This is a genomic window from Micromonospora sp. NPDC049282 (assembly GCF_043197045.1).
Lineage (GTDB): Bacteria > Actinomycetota > Actinomycetes > Mycobacteriales > Micromonosporaceae > Micromonospora.
Genome location: NZ_JBICSL010000008.1, coordinates 67,440 through 81,757, shown reverse-complemented (window position 1 = coordinate 81,757; position 14,318 = coordinate 67,440). Strand labels below are relative to the sequence as shown.

Here is a 14,318-nt window from a genome sequence, read left to right as displayed (position 1 = left end):
GCCTGCAAGGAATCGATTACTTTCGATTCCTATGCCCACCATCCTGGACGTCGTCCGACAGTCGTCCCAGGAGGTTTCCCATGGTTCCGGCGCAGTTGAAAGGCCCCGTGCTCTCCCTGTTCCGCATCGTCGTCGGCCTGCTCTTCCTGCTCCACGGCGCAGCGTCGATCTTCGGCATACTCGGCGGCAACCCGGTCACCGGCAAGGCGGTCCCGGTCGGCACCTGGCCCGGCTGGTGGGCTGCGCTGATCCAACTGGTCTGCGGCGCGCTGGTCCTCGTCGGCCTGGTCACCCGGCCGGCCGCGCTGCTCGCCTCCGGCTCGATGGCGTACGCCTACTTCGTGGTGCACCAGCCGCACGGCCTGCTGCCCATCAGCAACGGCGGCGAGGCGGCCGCGATGTTCTGCTGGTCGTTCCTGCTGGTCGCGGTGCTCGGCCCCGGCACCTGGGCGCTCGACGCCCTGCTGTCCCGCCGCGGTCCCGCCGCCGCCGAGACCTCGTCCGCCCCTCGGGCGTCCGTCCCCGCCTGAACCCCTCGCTCGCCGAGATCTTGGTACGGGCGCGCCCCTCAAGGGGTCGTCCCGTACCAAGATCCGGTGCGGCAGTTGCCGGGATGGTCGGCCGGCAGGTGGCAGCGGCCCGCCCCGGGGAGGCGGGCGTCGCACCAGACCCGGGTACGCACGAACTGCCGGTCCTCCTCCGACAGCGTCGTCTCGCCGAAGTCGACGGCCAGCACGTGCCCGAGTGAGCGGCGCAGCGCCATGGCCAGGGCGGCGGCCTCGTCGACGCTGGTCAGGGTGGTGGGCAGGTGGATGATCCAGTGCGGTTCGGTCACCGTGGTCGACCCCCGTCGGCCAACCCCTCGGTGTACGACGACAACGCCGCGACGGCCGACGTCAGGCTCTCCGCCATCAGGGCGAGGCGTTCGGCGCCGTCCTGCCACTGCCGGACGGTCGTCCCGGCGACTGGTTCCGCGCCCCGGTCGGCGTCGGAGAGCTGCTGCCCGGCAGCGGTGATCCGGGCCGGGAGCCGGCCGATCCGATCAGCGGCCGTGCCCAACCGGTTCCGCACGCCGTCCAGTGCCTCGACCAGCCCGCCGATGGTCGCGGTGTCCCGGTGACCGGCCGCGACGCGCAGTCGGCGTACCCCGTCACTGACCTGGAATTCGGCGTCGCCGGCCAGGTCGAGGGCGTCCTCGCCGCTGCGCCGGGCCAGCCTGATCGCCGGATGGGCGCAGCCCGCGCCGACGCGTGCCAGCAGCACGGTGGCGGCGGCCACCCCGAGGTGCGTCTCCCGTAGCTCGGCGGTGACCTGCTCGACCGCCCAGATCGCGCTGGCGACCGGCACCTCTGAACTCGTCTCCGCATCCGTCACATCACGTCTCCTTCGCCTGGTGGATGGCCGGAGCAGCGCGCGGGTCCACTGGGGATGTGCGCTGCCCCGGCCGGGGGGATCGACCAGTGCCTAGCCGGGCGGTCCTGCGGGAAGCTTTACCGATAATGCTGGTAAAGTCAACGATGCGCTTGAGGTTCCTCCCGGCTTCGTGATCAGATGGGCATGCCTAGCTGGGAGTGCCCGCATGTCCACACCGCGCCGGTTTGAGCCGCACTACCGAAGGATCATCGCCGACATCCGGAGGCGCATCGCCGACGGCGAGTGGCCGCCCGGCCACAAGCTGCCGTCCACAAAGGAGTTGGCGGACATCTACGAGGTGGGCAGTCAGTCGACCGTGCGGCAGGCCATCACGATCCTGATTGAGACCGGCGAGTTGTACGGCCACCAGGGTCTCGGTGTGTTCGTCCCCGACGCCGACAGATAGCTGGACCGCCTGCAGCGGGCCTCCAGGGGAGGATCGGCGTCGCCGCCCGAAATCTTGGAAGGAAATGGCCCCTGGAGGGGCGCTTTCCTTCCAGGATCTCTCGGATTGCTGTCGGCGGTGCAGGTGCCGCGCTCAGAGTGGGTTGATCGGGGTGGTGGCAGTGGACGGTGGGGCAGTCGGAGCGGTCGGTTCCGTGGTGGGGTCGGGGTCGCTGCGCTTCCAGGCGCTCACCCCGAGCCGGCCGGTGTTGCCGAGGTCGATCGGCCCGTCCAGCTCGACCGGTTGCGCCGGTCGGCCGGTCACCGGCGCGACGTCGAGCTGTCGGCCCTCGGTCGCCACCACGGTCGCGTCGGTGACGGTGTTGCGCCAGAGCAGCGCGGCGCCGGCCCGTTCGCCGGGGCGCAGCACGAGCCGGGTCGGCGCCGCGTCGAAGCCGGAGGTGATCTCCTTGGCGCCCGGGACGATCCGGACCGTGATCGGGTCCCCGTCGGCATCCCGGAGCCGGACCGCCGGATAGCCGCGCAACTCGTACGGCTGGTTGCCGCAGTTGACCAGGCCCAGGCCCATGGCCCGCAGCCCCATCGCGGCGCTCACCCCGGTCTCGGTGATCCGGATGCCCTCCGGGGTGCAGGCCGGGGTGGGTGAGGTGGTGGGGGCGGTCGGCGGGGCGGGCATCGGTTCGACGTGCGGTGGCTCGGTGCACGCCGCCAGCAGCGTCAGTGCCGTGAGAAGAACGGTCCCGACCGCCGCGCTGCGCATGGGGTGATCATGCCACCCGGTGGGCGAGCCGGTCGCCCTGGTCGGCCGCCGAGCCGGCCCACTGCGTGGGAACCCCGGGTGGCAACGTCGTGAGCGGCGCATAGACTCGACGGCACAACTGCATACCTCATCCAGAGGGGCTGAGGGATACGGCCCGACGACGCCCCGGCAACCACCCGCACGCTCGACGACGAGCGACCTGCGGGCAGGTGCCAATTCCGTCCCCGCCGCACCCGGCGATGCGGGGAAAGATGAGAGGACCCTCGGCATGACGTCGACGCTTCCCGCCGTGTCCGGCATCGACACCTCCCGCAGCCCGGCCCGTGCCCTGGTCTGTCGCGCCTGTTCCGCGCGCTACCCGCTGGCCGCCCAGCACGCCTGCTACGAGTGTTTCGGCCCGCTGGAGGTCGACTACGACACCGCCGCGTTGGCCACCGTCACCCGGGAGCAGATCGAGGCCGGCCCGAACAGCATCTGGCGCTACGCCGCCCTGCTGCCGGCCGGCCAGGACCCGGCCACCCGGGTCACCCTCGATCCGGGGCTGACCCCGCTCGTCGCCGCCGGAAACCTCGCCGCCGAGCTGGGTCTCACCGGTCCGCTCTGGGTCAAGGACGACAGCGCCAACCCCACCCACTCGTTCAAGGACCGGGTGGTGTCGGTGGCCCTGACCGCCGCCCGGGCGCTCGGTTTCACCCGCTACGCCTGCGCGTCCACCGGCAACCTGGCCAACTCGGTCGCCGCGCACGCCGCCCGTGCCGGCGTGCCGTCGGTGGTCTTCATCCCCAGCGACCTGGAGCAGGGCAAGGTCGTCACCACCGCGGTCTACGGCGGCGATCTGGTCGCCATCGACGGCTCCTACGACGACGTGAACCGGCTCTGCGGCGAGCTGGTGGAGACCGACGAGTTCGAGGACACCGCGTTCGTCAACGTCAACGTCCGGCCGTTCTACGCCGAGGGCTCCAAGACGCTCGGCTACGAGGTGGCCGAGCAACTGGGCTGGCGCATCCCGGCCCAGGTGGTCATCCCGATGGCCAGCGGCGAGCTGCTCACCAAGATCGACAAGGCGTTCACCGAGCTGGTCGAGATCGGGCTGGTCGAGGCGCCGGCCGGCGGCTGGAAGGTGTTCGGCGCCCAGTCCGCCGGCTGCAACCCGATCGCCACCGCGCTGCACGACGGCCGCGACACCATCGTCCCGGTCAAGCCGACCGGCATCGCCAAGTCGCTGAACATCGGCGACCCGGCCGCCGGCGTCTACGCGCTGGAGGCGGTCCGCCGCACCGGCGGCTGGATGGAGTACGCCGACGACGACGAGATCCGCGACGGCATCCGGCTGCTGGCCCGGACCACCGGCGTGTTCGCCGAGACCGCGGGCGGTGTGACGGTGGCGGTGCTGCGCAAGCTGGTGCGGTCCGGAAGGCTCGACCCCACGGCCGAGACGGTGATCTTCAACACCGGCGAGGGCCTGAAGACGCTCGACGCGGTGGCCGCCACCGCCGGCCCCACCCACCGCATCAAGCCCAACCTCCGCGCCGCCCGAGACGCCGGCCTCCTCTCCTGACTGCGCCCCACCCTCCCCACTCCCACCCCTCCTCCGCGATCTTGCACTTTCCGCCCCGGCGAAAGGGGTGAATCGCCCTCGCCTCGGGGCCGAAAGTGCAAGATCAACGAGAGGGTGGGTGGGGCGGGCTCGCCCGGGTGGGGGATCGGGGGCGACCAGGGGGTGACGGGGGAACTGCGGGGAGTGGCAGAAAACCACCGGCAAGGACTTGACGGCAGGAACCGGACGGCGCAAGATGCTCGGTGCGGGAGGGCATCCGCCGGAGACTTTTCAAAGTTTTGCGACCCAACGCCGGAGGCGTTGTGCGGACGTCCCTCCCGACCAACCTCGCGCAGGGCCAGCGGAAAACCGCTGGCCCTGTCGCCGTTCCCGGGCCAGCCAGTTTGTGACACGCCCCTACTGATCTGGTGCCTTCCTGTTGCATGATGGCGGCATGACGGAGACCCCGCACCCCCTGCACGACAGGCACGCCGAGACCCTCGACCGGGCGCTGACCGCGATCACGGAGCGCGGGTACTGGTCCGCCTATCCCGAGTCGCCCAGCCCTCGGGTGTACGGCGAGACCGCCGCCGCCGACGGCAAGGCCGCCTTCGAGGCGTACCTGGGCGGAGACTTCCCGCTCGACCAGGCCGGTGACGGCAGCACCGTCGCCACCGAGGCCAGCCCGTTCGGCGTGCCGCTCGACGTGCGCTACCCGCACGCAGGCGCCGACCAGCTGGTGGCCGCCGCCACGGCCGGGCTGCCGGCCTGGCGCGACGCCGGCCCGAAGGCCCGGGCGGGGGTCTGCCTGGAGATCCTCGACCGTCTCCACAAGAACATCTTCGAGCTGGCCAACGCGGTGCAGTTCACCAGCGGCCAGGCGTTCGTGATGGCGTTCCAGGCCGGCGGCGCGCACGCGCTGGACCGGGCCCTGGAGGCGGTCGCCTACGCGTATTCGGAGATGACCCGTCATCCGGGGACGGCCGGCTGGGAGAAGGCCGCCGGCAAGGGCGACCCGCTGCGGATGACCAAGACGTTCCACGTGGTGCCGCGCGGGGTGGCCCTGGTCATCGGCTGCAACACGTTCCCCACCTGGAACTCGTACCCCGGGTTGTTCGCCTCGCTGGTCACCGGCAACCCGGTGGTGGTGAAGCCGCACCCGCGCGCCGTGCTGCCGCTGGCGATCACCGTGAAGTACGCCCGCCAGGTGCTCGCCGAGGCCGGCTTCGACCCGAACCTGGTGCAGCTCGCCCCCGAGGCGGCCGGCGAGAAGCTCGCCTCGACGCTGGCCCTGCACCCGGCCGTGAAGATCGTCGACTTCACCGGTTCCACCGAGTACGGCGACTGGCTGGAGTCGAACGCCAGGCAGGCCGCCGTCTACACCGAGAAGGCCGGCCTGAACACGGTGGTGATCGACTCCACCGACGACTTCGCCGGGCTCTGCCGCAACCTGGGTTTCACGCTCACGCTCTACAGCGGCCAGATGTGCACCACCTCGCAGAACCTGCTGATCCCCCGCGACGGCATCGCCACCGACCAGGGGCACAAGAGCTTCGACGAGGTGGCCGCCGGGATCGCCGGCGCGGTCGCCAAGCTGACCGCCGATCCGGCCCGGGGCGTCGAGCTGACCGGCGCGATCGTCAACGACGGGGTGCTGGAGCGGCTGGACGAGGTGACCAAGGTCGGTGAGCCGGTGCTGGAGTCCCGGACCGTCGAGCACCCGTCCTTCCCGCGCGCCGTGGTGCGTACGCCGACCGTGGTCAAGCTGGACGCCGGCGACACCGCGACCTACGCCCGGGAGTGGTTCGGGCCGATCTCGTTCGCCATCGCGACCGACTCGACCGAGCACAGCCTGCGGGTGCTGCGCGAGACGGTGGGGGAGAAGGGCGCGCTGACCGCCGCCGTCTACTCCACCGACGAGGCGGTGCTGGACGCGGCCGAGGCGGCGGCGGTCGACGCCGGGGTGCACCTGTCCTGCAACCTGACCGGCGGCGTGTTCGTCAACCAGTCGGCGGCGTTCTCCGACTTCCACGGCTCGGGCGCGAACCCGGCGGCGAACTCCGCGCTGACCGACGGCGCCTACGTCGCGAACCGCTTCCGCATCGTCCAGAGCCGCCGGCCCGCGTGAAAGGCGGGGCCCCTTCTTGACGCATCCGGCCGAGAAGGGGCCCCTTCTCAACCACGCAGGGGGTCAGGCCGGGCGGCGCATCTGGAGCTCGCGCAGGGCGGCGATCCGCGGGTGCCGGACGCGTACGCCGGTGTCGGTGAAGCCCAGCTTCCGGTAGGCCCGGCAGGCGCGGTCGTTGCCGACCACCACCTCCATCATCAGCTCCGGCCGCCCGCAGGCGCGGGACCAGGCCGCCACCTCGTCCACCAGCGCGGCGAGCAACCCGCTGCCCCGCCGGGCCGGCGTCACGTAGACCGCGTAGACGAGCGTCAGCCCCGGTTCGTCGGGTGCGGCCGTGCCCCCGGCGTGGCCGACCAGGCGACCGCCCGGGTCGGCGACGAACTGGGCGGTGTGGTCGCCCCGGGAGACCGTCGCCACCCGGGCCGCGAAGTCCGCGTGCGGCCGGGCGGCGGCCTCGGCGACGGTCTCCAGGAAGGCCAGCGGGGCGTCGGCCAGCATCTCCAGCCGGAGCGCCCGCATCCGGGCGGCGTCCTCGGGGCGGATCCGGCGGACCGTGGTCGGGGTGGGCGCGCTGGTCATGTCCGCATGCATACCGGACCGGTCCGGACTCGCGCTGCGGCGGGGCCGTAGCGGCCCGGATTATGCCCGATTTGTGGTCGTGCACGGTCGTCACGCCTCGTGTAGCGTGCGATTTCGGTCACCGTATTCAGCGGCCGTCGCCGATGGCCGAAACCGGTGCGCCGCCGGTGCCGGTCCGCCGGTTCCCGGGTCTTGGAACGCCGTGCAGAGTGAGGAAGTGCACCGTGGCACAGGGCACCGTGAAATGGTTCAACGCCGAGAAGGGCTACGGCTTCATCGCCGTCGACGGCGGGCAGGACGTCTTCGTCCACTTCTCCGCGATCGAGATGGACGGCTACAAGGCGCTGGACGACGGCCAGCGGGTCGAGTTCGAGATCGCCCAGGGCCAGAAGGGTCCGCAGGCCGAGCACGTCCGCCTCATCGCCTGATCGTTCGGCGGCCGCCGCGCGCGGCCGAACCACCCTGACCGGTGCTGCGTCACGGCCCCGCACCGTGGAAGATCATGAGCCGTTCCAGCCGTTGCCGCTGAGGAGGGCCCATGTCCGAGCTGCCCCCGTCGGGTTCCACCGAACCGGTGCCCCCGACCGACCCGACCCGGCCCGCGTCGCCGGCCGCCGGGCCGGTGCCGGAACAGGCAGGCCCGTCCGGACCGCCGACGCCCGCCCCCGGTCAGCCGGCCGCCGACCCGTGGGCCGACCCACCCACCGCCGGCCCGTCCGGCTCCGAACCGGGCATTCCGCCCCAGCAAGGGTACGGCGCGCCGCCCGGCTGGACCGCGCCGCCCGGTGCGCCGCCCGGCTGGACCGCGCCGGACGCCCCGCCGCCCACCGGCTGGGGCTGGCCCGCCGCAGGCCCGGCGTACCCCGGTTATCCGATGCCCGGCGCGACCTATCCCGCGCAGCCGGTGCCCGGCGGTCCGCACGGCTGGTATCCGGGCCTCGACCCGAACGATCCGCTGGTCACCCCGCCGCACGCGGGCGTCGGCGGCTGGTTCGCGCGGTGCGTGGACGCGGTTCGGCGGGGCTGGCGGCAACTCCTGCCGATCATGCTGCTCACCCAGGGCGTCCCGGCGGCGGTGATCTCCGTCCTCTCGCTCTTCCTGGCCCCCACCGACCGGATGGTGACCGGCTCGGACGGCGCGCCGGTGCTGCCGGACGGCTACCTGGAGCAGTTCTTCGTGTTCTACGGCGTGGTGCTGCTCGCCGCCCTGGTCTTCGGTCCGCTCCAGGCCGTCGGCTGGGGTGCGGGGACCTGGGTGGTGGCCCGGCAGGCGGCCGGCGAGCCGGCGGGTGTCGGCGCCGCGCTCCGGTACGGGCTGCGCCGCGCGCTCGGTGTCTGGGGCTGGACGATCGTCGTCTCGCTGCTGATCACGGTCGGCGCCTGCTTCTGCCTGTTGCCCGGCGTCTACGCCGGGTTCGCGGTCGCGCTGTTCGGGCCGGTCTACCTGTTCGAGCGGCAGGATCCGATCGGGCGGGCCTGGCGGATGTTCCACAAGCGCTTCGGCATGGTGCTGGGCCGGGTGACGCTGGTCATGTGCGCGCTGCTCGCGGCGAGCCTGCTGGATCTCCTGGTGAGTGCGGTGAGCGGCGTGGCGTTCGGCGCCGATCCGACGGCGGCGCCGGGCACCGCGGCGGGCGCGGTGACGCTGGCGGTGATCGGTGCCGTGCTGGCCGCGCCGGCCTACCTCGCGCAGCTCGTCGGGCTGGTCGTCGCGTACGCCGAACAGCGGGCCCACGAAGGCCCGGTGAACGCGGCCCGACTGGCAGCGGAACTCGGCTGAGCGGCGCTGTCGTGCTTGCACTCGGCTAGGGAGAGTGCTAAACAAGTCATTGGCACTCGCGTACGGTGAGTGCCAATGGTCGGGGCGGTAGGGCCACGGCCGCAACGGCGTCCGGAGGGACGTCGGCGCGGAACGGGGCCGGTCGTCGCGGGCTGTCCGGCCCGACCGAGGAGGACGTCGTCGTCGCCAGGTGGCGACGTCCCCAAGGTGCGTACACCAGACGGCCCATCCGGGCATCCCGGGTGGCCCGTGAGTGTCCAGGAGGACAACGCCGTATGGCCAAGATGATCGCGTTCGACGAAGAGGCGCGCCGCGGCCTCGAGCGGGGCATGAACCAGCTCGCTGACGCCGTGAAGGTGACGCTCGGCCCGAGGGGCCGCAACGTCGTGCTCGAGAAGAAGTGGGGTGCCCCCACCATCACCAACGATGGTGTGAGCATCGCCAAGGAGATCGAGCTCGAGGACCCGTACGAGAAGATCGGCGCCGAGCTGGTCAAGGAGGTCGCGAAGAAGACCGACGACGTCGCCGGTGACGGCACGACGACGGCGACCGTCCTGGCCCAGGCCCTGGTTCGCGAGGGTCTGCGCAACGTGGCCGCCGGCGCCAACCCGATGGCCCTGAAGCGGGGCATCGAGGCCGCCGTCGCCAACGTCTCGGAGGAGCTGCTCAAGCTCGCCAAGGACGTGGAGACCAAGGAGCAGATCGCCTCCACCGCCTCCATCTCCGCCGGTGACACCACCGTCGGTGAGATCATCGCCGAGGCGATGGACAAGGTGGGCAAGGAAGGCGTCATCACCGTCGAGGAGAGCAACACCTTCGGCCTCGAGCTCGAGCTCACCGAGGGCATGCGCTTCGACAAGGGCTACATCTCCGCCTACTTCATGACCGACCCGGAGCGTATGGAGGCCGTCTTCGACGACCCCTACATCCTGATCGTCAACAGCAAGATCTCGTCGGTGAAGGACCTGCTCCCGATCCTGGAGAAGGTCATGCAGTCGGGCAAGCCGCTGCTGATCATCGCCGAGGACCTGGAGGGCGAGGCCCTGGCCACCCTGGTGGTCAACAAGGTCCGTGGCACCTTCAAGTCGGTCGCCGTCAAGGCGCCGGGCTTCGGTGACCGCCGCAAGGCCATGCTGACCGACATCGCCATCCTCGCCGGTGGCCAGGTCATCAGCGAGGAGGTCGGCCTCAAGCTGGACGCCGTCAACCTCGACATGCTGGGCCGCGCCCGCAAGGTCGTGGTGACCAAGGACGAGACCACCATCGTCGACGGTGCCGGCGACGCCGACCAGATCCAGGGCCGGGTCAACCAGATCCGGGCCGAGATCGACAAGAGCGACTCCGACTACGACCGGGAGAAGCTGCAGGAGCGCCTGGCCAAGCTGGCCGGCGGTGTTGCGGTGATCAAGGTCGGCGCGGCCACCGAGGTCGAGCTGAAGGAGCGCAAGCACCGCATCGAGGACGCCGTCCGCAACGCGAAGGCCGCCGTCGAGGAGGGCATCGTCCCGGGTGGTGGCGTCGCGCTGGTGCAGGCCGGCAAGACCGCCTTCGACAAGCTGGACCTGGCCGGCGACGAGGCGACCGGCGCGCAGATCGTCAAGATCGCGCTGGACGCCCCGCTGCGGCAGATCGCCGTCAACGCCGGCCTCGAGGGTGGCGTCGTCGTCGAGCGGGTTCGCAACCTCGACCCGGGTCACGGCCTCAACGCCGCGACCGGCGAGTACGTGGACCTGCTGGCCGCCGGCATCATCGACCCGGCCAAGGTGACGCGTTCCGCGCTGCAGAACGCCGCCTCGATCGCCGCGCTGTTCCTCACCACCGAGGTCGTCGTGGCGGACAAGCCGGAGAAGACCCCGGCCGCCCCGGCTGGCCCGGGTGGCGGGGAGATGGACTTCTGAGTCCAGCTCCACCCAGTACGCCGGAAGGGGGCGGGCCGCGTCAGCGGTCCGCCCCCTTCCGCGTGTCGCCTCAGGTGGGCAGCGGGCGTTGGTTGCGTCGCTTGTGCGCCCGGTCGTACGGCGGCACGAGCCGCCTCGGCTCGTCCACCGGTTGCCGTGGCTCCTCCTCGGGTGGCTGGTCGGCGACGACCTGCTCGGCGTCGCCGAGGTCGAGCCGATCGGCCGCCAGCTCACCGGCCGGGGCCGGGTCGTGGGCCCGTTCGTCATCCGTGGGCATGCGCCGCCTCCTCTGTGCTCGACCGTAGGTGTCGCTCGATCAGCGTGGAGGGCGAACGGCGTTATGCGCCTTTGATGGCTTTCCGGTAGAGGAAGAAGACGCGCTCGATCCGAGCGCCGGCCACGCCGGAGTAGAACGGCACCGGCCCCACCCAGCCGATCTGCGCCGCGACGATCCCCGCCGCCGCCTGGTCGCGAAGGCAGCGGCGCAGCAGCACCCCGCCGATCCCGGAGCCCTCGGCCGCCGGCGCGGTGCCCATCGGCCCGAACCAACTCGGCCGCGCCGACCCGTACGCGGCGAAGCCGAGGATCTCGCCGTCCCGCTCGGCCAGGTGGGTGCCCGCGTCCGGGCGGCCCACCGAGCCGGCCAGCTCACCGTCCCAGGTGCCGCCGAACACCGACCGGGCGAACGCGGTCAGCGCCGGCAGGTCCGCCGGTTCGGCCCGACGTACCGTCACGCCGTGGGCGGCCAGCCGCTGCTCGGCGGCCTCGGTCGGGCGCAGCGCCGGCGACCCCTCGGTCAGCGCCGCGGTCATGTTCCAGGCCGTCCGGTCCTGCCGGTAGCCGAGCCGCAGCGCGGCACAGACCGCCGGGGTGTAGCGGACGTCGATGCCCGGCCAGGCGTAGTGCGGCGGGTTGCCGGCGAGCAGCAGCTCGGACGCGCCGAGCGCGGCCAGCCGCGTCTCCGCCTCGGTCAGCAGCGCCGCGCCGACCCCCCGGCGGCGCTCCGCCGGCGCCACCGCGACCAGGTCGACGTGACCGAGCCGTGGATCGGTCGCCGACAGCGACCCGACCAGGACCCCGAGCAGCGCGCCGTCGCGGACCGCGCCGAGCCGCAGCACCGTCCGGTCGGCCGCCGCCCGGTCGGCCAGCGTGGCCACCACGGCCGGCGCCTCGGCCGCGTCCTCCGGCAGGTCCAGCGCCCGCCGGCAGAGCCCGACGACCTCGGGCAGGCGGTCCGGGCCCAGCTCGATGATCTCCATGGACGCCGACGCTAGGCCATCCGGCAGGGTTTGTTAACCGGCGCGGGCCGCCCGCACCGCCGCGTACGCGTCGACCAGGCCGGCGCCGACCAGGTCCCGGGTGCCGCCACAGGCCGTGCCGGCCGGGACCGTCGCCGCCGACGCGGTCTCGGTGAGGATCCGCCGGGTCCGGTCCAGGTCACCGACAAGCGCCGGGTTCGCCGACCACATCAGCGCCACCACGCCCGCCACCTGCGGGGTGGCCATCGAGGTGCCGTCCAGGGTGGCGTAGCCGCCGCCGGGGAACGCCGACGGCACCGCCGCGCCGGGGGCCACCAGATCGGGTTTCGCGACCGCCCCGGTCGGGCCCCGGCTGGAGAACTCGGTGAGCCGGCGGGACCGGTCCACCGCGCCGACCGTGAGCACGTCCGGGTACGGCGCCGGCGGGTCGGCGATGGAACCGCAGTACGGGCCGGTGTTGCCGGCGGCGGCCACCACCAGGATGCCGGCGGCGCTCAGCGCGGCGGTCGCCGGGCGCAGCGCTCCCGCGTCGCACCCCTCCAGCGGCGGGCAGCCCCACGAGTTGGTCAGCACGTCCGGCGCGCGTTGCGGCCGCCCGTCGGTCAGCGGGTTCCCGCCCGGCGGGAACGGCGCCAGCATGAACTGGAGACAGTCGAGGTAGCGGGCCGGGCTGCCGAGGTTGCGGTCCAGGTTGACGCAGCCGACCCAGCTCGCGCCGGGCGCCACCCCGATCCCGTTCCGGCCCACCGCGCTGCCGAGCGTGTGCGTGCCGTGGCCGCCCCGGTCGGCCGGCGCCCGGCGGTGCTCCCACGGGTCGTACCAGGAGTCGTCGCCGCCCCGGAAGCCGCCGGCCAGCGCCGGGTGCCGGCCGTCGACGCCGGAGTCCGAGCTGCCCACCACCACGCCGGCGCCGGTGACGCCCAGCTCCGACCAGACCCGGTCCGCGCCGATCAGCGTCACGTTCCAGGTGGGGCCGCTCGGCGCCGGCGTGTCGCCGCGGGCCGGCGGCGCCGCCGCGGGCAACGGGCGCGGCCGCTGGTCGACCAGCACCCGGGCCACCTCGGGGCGGCCGGACAGCCACGCCCGTACCGCCGGGCCGCCGTCCGTCTCGATCGCGTTGACCAGGTAGTAGGGCGTCGGGTCGAGGCCCAGCCGGGTCAGCGTGCGGCGCAGGTCGCCCTGGGTGCGGTCGGCGGTGGCGACCAACCGCCGGTAGACCTCGGCGGCCCGCGCGTCCCGTCCGGCCCGGCCCGGCGTACCGGCCGGCAGGCCGCTCAGGTCGGCCTGCTCGCGCAGCACCACCAGCAGCCGCTCGCCGTGCAGGCCCGGCTGTCCGGGGACCAGGTACACCACGGCCACGGCGGCCAGCAGCGTGCCGGCGGCCAGCCCGGCCACGCCCCGGCGGGGCGCGCGGGCGCGCGGGCGGGCGAGCAGCACGCCGTACCCGACGGCGAGCAGGACCGCGACGGCGAACGCGGCGCCGGCGCCGACCGCCACCCAGAACGGCACGTCGCGGGTGGCGGCCAGCAGCAGCGTGATCTCCTCCGGGTCGGTGAGGGCCAGCGGCCCGGCCAGCGCCAGGCCGACCAGCCAGCGCACCGGCGCCGGGCCGGCCGGCCGGCCGGCGTGCCGGGCCGCCACCTCCAGCGCGCCCAGCACGAAGCCGAGCGGCGGCAGCAGGAGCAGGCCCGGCAACTGGGCGCCCGACTGTCCGGCGCCGGCGGCGAGCAGCGCCAGCGTGACGCCGGCGACCAGGCCGCCGACCAGCACCAGCCGGGCCGGCCGGACCGTCGTCCCCGGCACGAAGCCGGCCCAGAACGCGGGGCCGAGCAGCACCCCGGCCAGCCCGCCGAGCGCGGCGGCGGCCAGCCCGGCGAGCACCGTCTCCAACGCCCCGCCCAGCGCGCCCACCCACGCCCAGGGCAGCAGGACCGCCAGCCCGGCGGCCACCGCCAGCAGCGACACGACGCCGGGCCGCCGCCCCTCCCGACCGGCCGTCCCCGGCGTCGCGGCGCGAACGTCGGACCACGTCGGGCCGTCGCCCCCGGCCGGCGCCGGGGGCGCGGCGGGGCCGGGCCGGGCGACGGCCGGGCGGCGGCGGGTCAGCCGGGCGGCGACGAGCGCGAGCAGCGCGGCGGTCACCGCCAGCGCGGCCAGGTACGCCTCGTGGTGCACCGGCGGCAGCGCCCTCAGCAGCGTCGCCGCGCCGAGCGCGACCGCGCCGCCGGTCCACGCCCGCCCGGCCGCCCGCACCGCCGGCGAACGGGGCAGCAGCGCCAGCGCCAGCGCCGGCCCGCCGACCAGCAGCGTGGTGACCACCGCGACCACCGGCCAGACCGCCACCACCCGGTCCAGCCCGGTGACCAGCACCACCTGGTCGACCAGCCAGCCGGTGACCTGACCGGGCACGGTGACCAGCACCGCCCAGACGCCGGTCGCCACCGCCGCGACGACCGGCCACGGCCCGGTCTCGCGCGGCGTCGTGGGTACGGGAACAGCGGGCGGGCCGGTCAGCATGGTCATCACGGTACGGCCGGCGCGTGTCGCCGTGGCGTGGGG

The 14,318-nt window shown here is 73.6% G+C and carries 14 protein-coding genes and 1 riboswitch; of the genes, 7 read left to right on the top strand and 7 right to left on the bottom strand.

Annotated elements, in window-relative coordinates; all coding sequences use genetic code 11:
* Positions 1–80: 80 nt before the first annotated feature.
* A complete protein-coding gene (locus tag ACGFI2_RS15180) occupies positions 81–530 on the top strand; it encodes a DoxX family protein (RefSeq protein WP_393516450.1) in 450 nt (149 codons plus the stop codon).
* 38 nt (positions 531–568) lie between these two features.
* On the opposite strand, the gene ACGFI2_RS15175 is transcribed toward ACGFI2_RS15180, so the two are convergent.
* Together ACGFI2_RS15175 and ACGFI2_RS15170 are read right to left on the bottom strand one after the other, a co-directional pair.
* Entirely contained in the window at positions 569–835 is a 267-nt protein-coding gene (locus ACGFI2_RS15175; RefSeq protein ID WP_393516447.1) for a hypothetical protein, read from the bottom strand.
* A complete protein-coding gene (locus tag ACGFI2_RS15170; protein WP_393516444.1) occupies positions 832–1,374 on the bottom strand; it encodes a hypothetical protein in 543 nt (180 codons plus the stop codon). The genes ACGFI2_RS15175 and ACGFI2_RS15170 overlap by 4 nt, the downstream gene beginning before the upstream one ends.
* Positions 1,375–1,579: 205 nt before the next feature.
* Between ACGFI2_RS15170 and ACGFI2_RS15165 the strand changes: the two genes are divergently transcribed.
* Entirely contained in the window at positions 1,580–1,819 is a 240-nt protein-coding gene (locus ACGFI2_RS15165) for a winged helix-turn-helix domain-containing protein (RefSeq protein WP_393516441.1), read from the top strand.
* 132 nt (positions 1,820–1,951) lie between these two features.
* Here ACGFI2_RS15165 and ACGFI2_RS15160 read toward each other — a convergent pair whose 3' ends face one another.
* Entirely contained in the window at positions 1,952–2,578 is a 627-nt protein-coding gene (locus tag ACGFI2_RS15160; RefSeq protein WP_393516438.1) for a DUF4232 domain-containing protein, read from the bottom strand.
* Between the two features lie 124 nt (positions 2,579–2,702).
* Positions 2,703–2,836, top strand: a riboswitch (SAM riboswitch).
* A 10-nt stretch (positions 2,837–2,846) separates the two neighbouring features.
* Between ACGFI2_RS15160 and thrC the strand changes: the two genes are divergently transcribed.
* The gene (gene thrC / locus ACGFI2_RS15155) at positions 2,847–4,136 is read left to right on the top strand and encodes a threonine synthase (RefSeq protein ID WP_393516435.1); all 1,290 of its coding nucleotides are present in this window, start codon (positions 2,847–2,849) and stop codon (positions 4,134–4,136) included.
* A gap of 433 nt (positions 4,137–4,569) precedes the next feature.
* Positions 4,570–6,243: a phenylacetic acid degradation protein PaaN gene (gene paaN, locus ACGFI2_RS15150; RefSeq protein ID WP_393516432.1), complete on the top strand. Its 1,674-nt coding sequence runs from the start codon at positions 4,570–4,572 to the stop codon at positions 6,241–6,243.
* A gap of 63 nt (positions 6,244–6,306) precedes the next feature.
* Here the strand turns inward: paaN and ACGFI2_RS15145 are convergent, their stop codons facing one another.
* Entirely contained in the window at positions 6,307–6,822 is a 516-nt protein-coding gene (locus ACGFI2_RS15145; protein ID WP_393516429.1) for a GNAT family N-acetyltransferase, read from the bottom strand.
* Between the two features lie 224 nt (positions 6,823–7,046).
* Between ACGFI2_RS15145 and ACGFI2_RS15140 the strand changes: the two genes are divergently transcribed.
* The 3 genes from ACGFI2_RS15140 (at position 7,047) to groL (ending at position 10,500) form a co-directional block, all read left to right on the top strand.
* Positions 7,047–7,250, top strand: coding sequence for a cold-shock protein (locus ACGFI2_RS15140; protein ID WP_393516426.1), 204 nt, complete (start codon positions 7,047–7,049; stop codon positions 7,248–7,250).
* Positions 7,251–7,360: 110 nt separating this feature from the next.
* Positions 7,361–8,602 (top strand): hypothetical protein, encoded by a 1,242-nt coding sequence (locus ACGFI2_RS15135; RefSeq protein WP_393516423.1) that lies wholly within the window; start codon positions 7,361–7,363, stop codon positions 8,600–8,602.
* Between the two features lie 275 nt (positions 8,603–8,877).
* Positions 8,878–10,500 (top strand): chaperonin GroEL, encoded by a 1,623-nt coding sequence (groL, locus tag ACGFI2_RS15130; protein WP_393516420.1) that lies wholly within the window; start codon positions 8,878–8,880, stop codon positions 10,498–10,500.
* Positions 10,501–10,570: 70 nt separating this feature from the next.
* Here groL and ACGFI2_RS15125 read toward each other — a convergent pair whose 3' ends face one another.
* The 3 genes from ACGFI2_RS15125 to ACGFI2_RS15115 form a co-directional block, all read right to left on the bottom strand.
* A complete protein-coding gene (locus tag ACGFI2_RS15125; protein WP_393516418.1) occupies positions 10,571–10,777 on the bottom strand; it encodes a hypothetical protein in 207 nt (68 codons plus the stop codon).
* Positions 10,778–10,838: 61 nt separating this feature from the next.
* Positions 10,839–11,759, bottom strand: coding sequence for a GNAT family N-acetyltransferase (locus tag ACGFI2_RS15120; RefSeq protein ID WP_393516415.1), 921 nt, complete (start codon positions 11,757–11,759; stop codon positions 10,839–10,841).
* 33 nt (positions 11,760–11,792) lie between these two features.
* Positions 11,793–14,276 carry a S8 family serine peptidase gene (locus tag ACGFI2_RS15115; RefSeq protein ID WP_393516412.1) on the bottom strand — a complete coding sequence of 828 codons (2,484 nt, stop codon included), beginning with the start codon at positions 14,274–14,276 and terminating at the stop codon, positions 11,793–11,795.
* Positions 14,277–14,318: the final 42 nt, after the last annotated feature.

Excerpts from the sequence above, each read along its gene's own strand:
- ACGFI2_RS15120 (WP_393516415.1), bottom strand. The coding sequence starts at position 11,759 with ATGGAGATCATCGAGCTGGGCCCGGACCGCCTGCCCGAGGTCGTCGGG.
- ACGFI2_RS15125 (WP_393516418.1), bottom strand. The coding sequence starts at position 10,777 with ATGCCCACGGATGACGAACGGGCCCACGACCCGGCCCCGGCCGGTGAG.
- ACGFI2_RS15165 (WP_393516441.1), top strand. The coding sequence starts at position 1,580 with ATGTCCACACCGCGCCGGTTTGAGCCGCACTACCGAAGGATCATCGCC.
- paaN (WP_393516432.1), top strand. The coding sequence starts at position 4,570 with ATGACGGAGACCCCGCACCCCCTGCACGACAGGCACGCCGAGACCCTC.
- ACGFI2_RS15115 (WP_393516412.1), bottom strand. The coding sequence starts at position 14,276 with ATGCTGACCGGCCCGCCCGCTGTTCCCGTACCCACGACGCCGCGCGAG.
- thrC (WP_393516435.1), top strand. The coding sequence starts at position 2,847 with ATGACGTCGACGCTTCCCGCCGTGTCCGGCATCGACACCTCCCGCAGC.
- ACGFI2_RS15180 (WP_393516450.1), top strand. The coding sequence starts at position 81 with ATGGTTCCGGCGCAGTTGAAAGGCCCCGTGCTCTCCCTGTTCCGCATC.
- ACGFI2_RS15160 (WP_393516438.1), bottom strand. The coding sequence starts at position 2,578 with ATGCGCAGCGCGGCGGTCGGGACCGTTCTTCTCACGGCACTGACGCTG.
- groL (WP_393516420.1), top strand. The coding sequence starts at position 8,878 with ATGGCCAAGATGATCGCGTTCGACGAAGAGGCGCGCCGCGGCCTCGAG.
- ACGFI2_RS15135 (WP_393516423.1), top strand. The coding sequence starts at position 7,361 with ATGTCCGAGCTGCCCCCGTCGGGTTCCACCGAACCGGTGCCCCCGACC.
- ACGFI2_RS15145 (WP_393516429.1), bottom strand. The coding sequence starts at position 6,822 with ATGACCAGCGCGCCCACCCCGACCACGGTCCGCCGGATCCGCCCCGAG.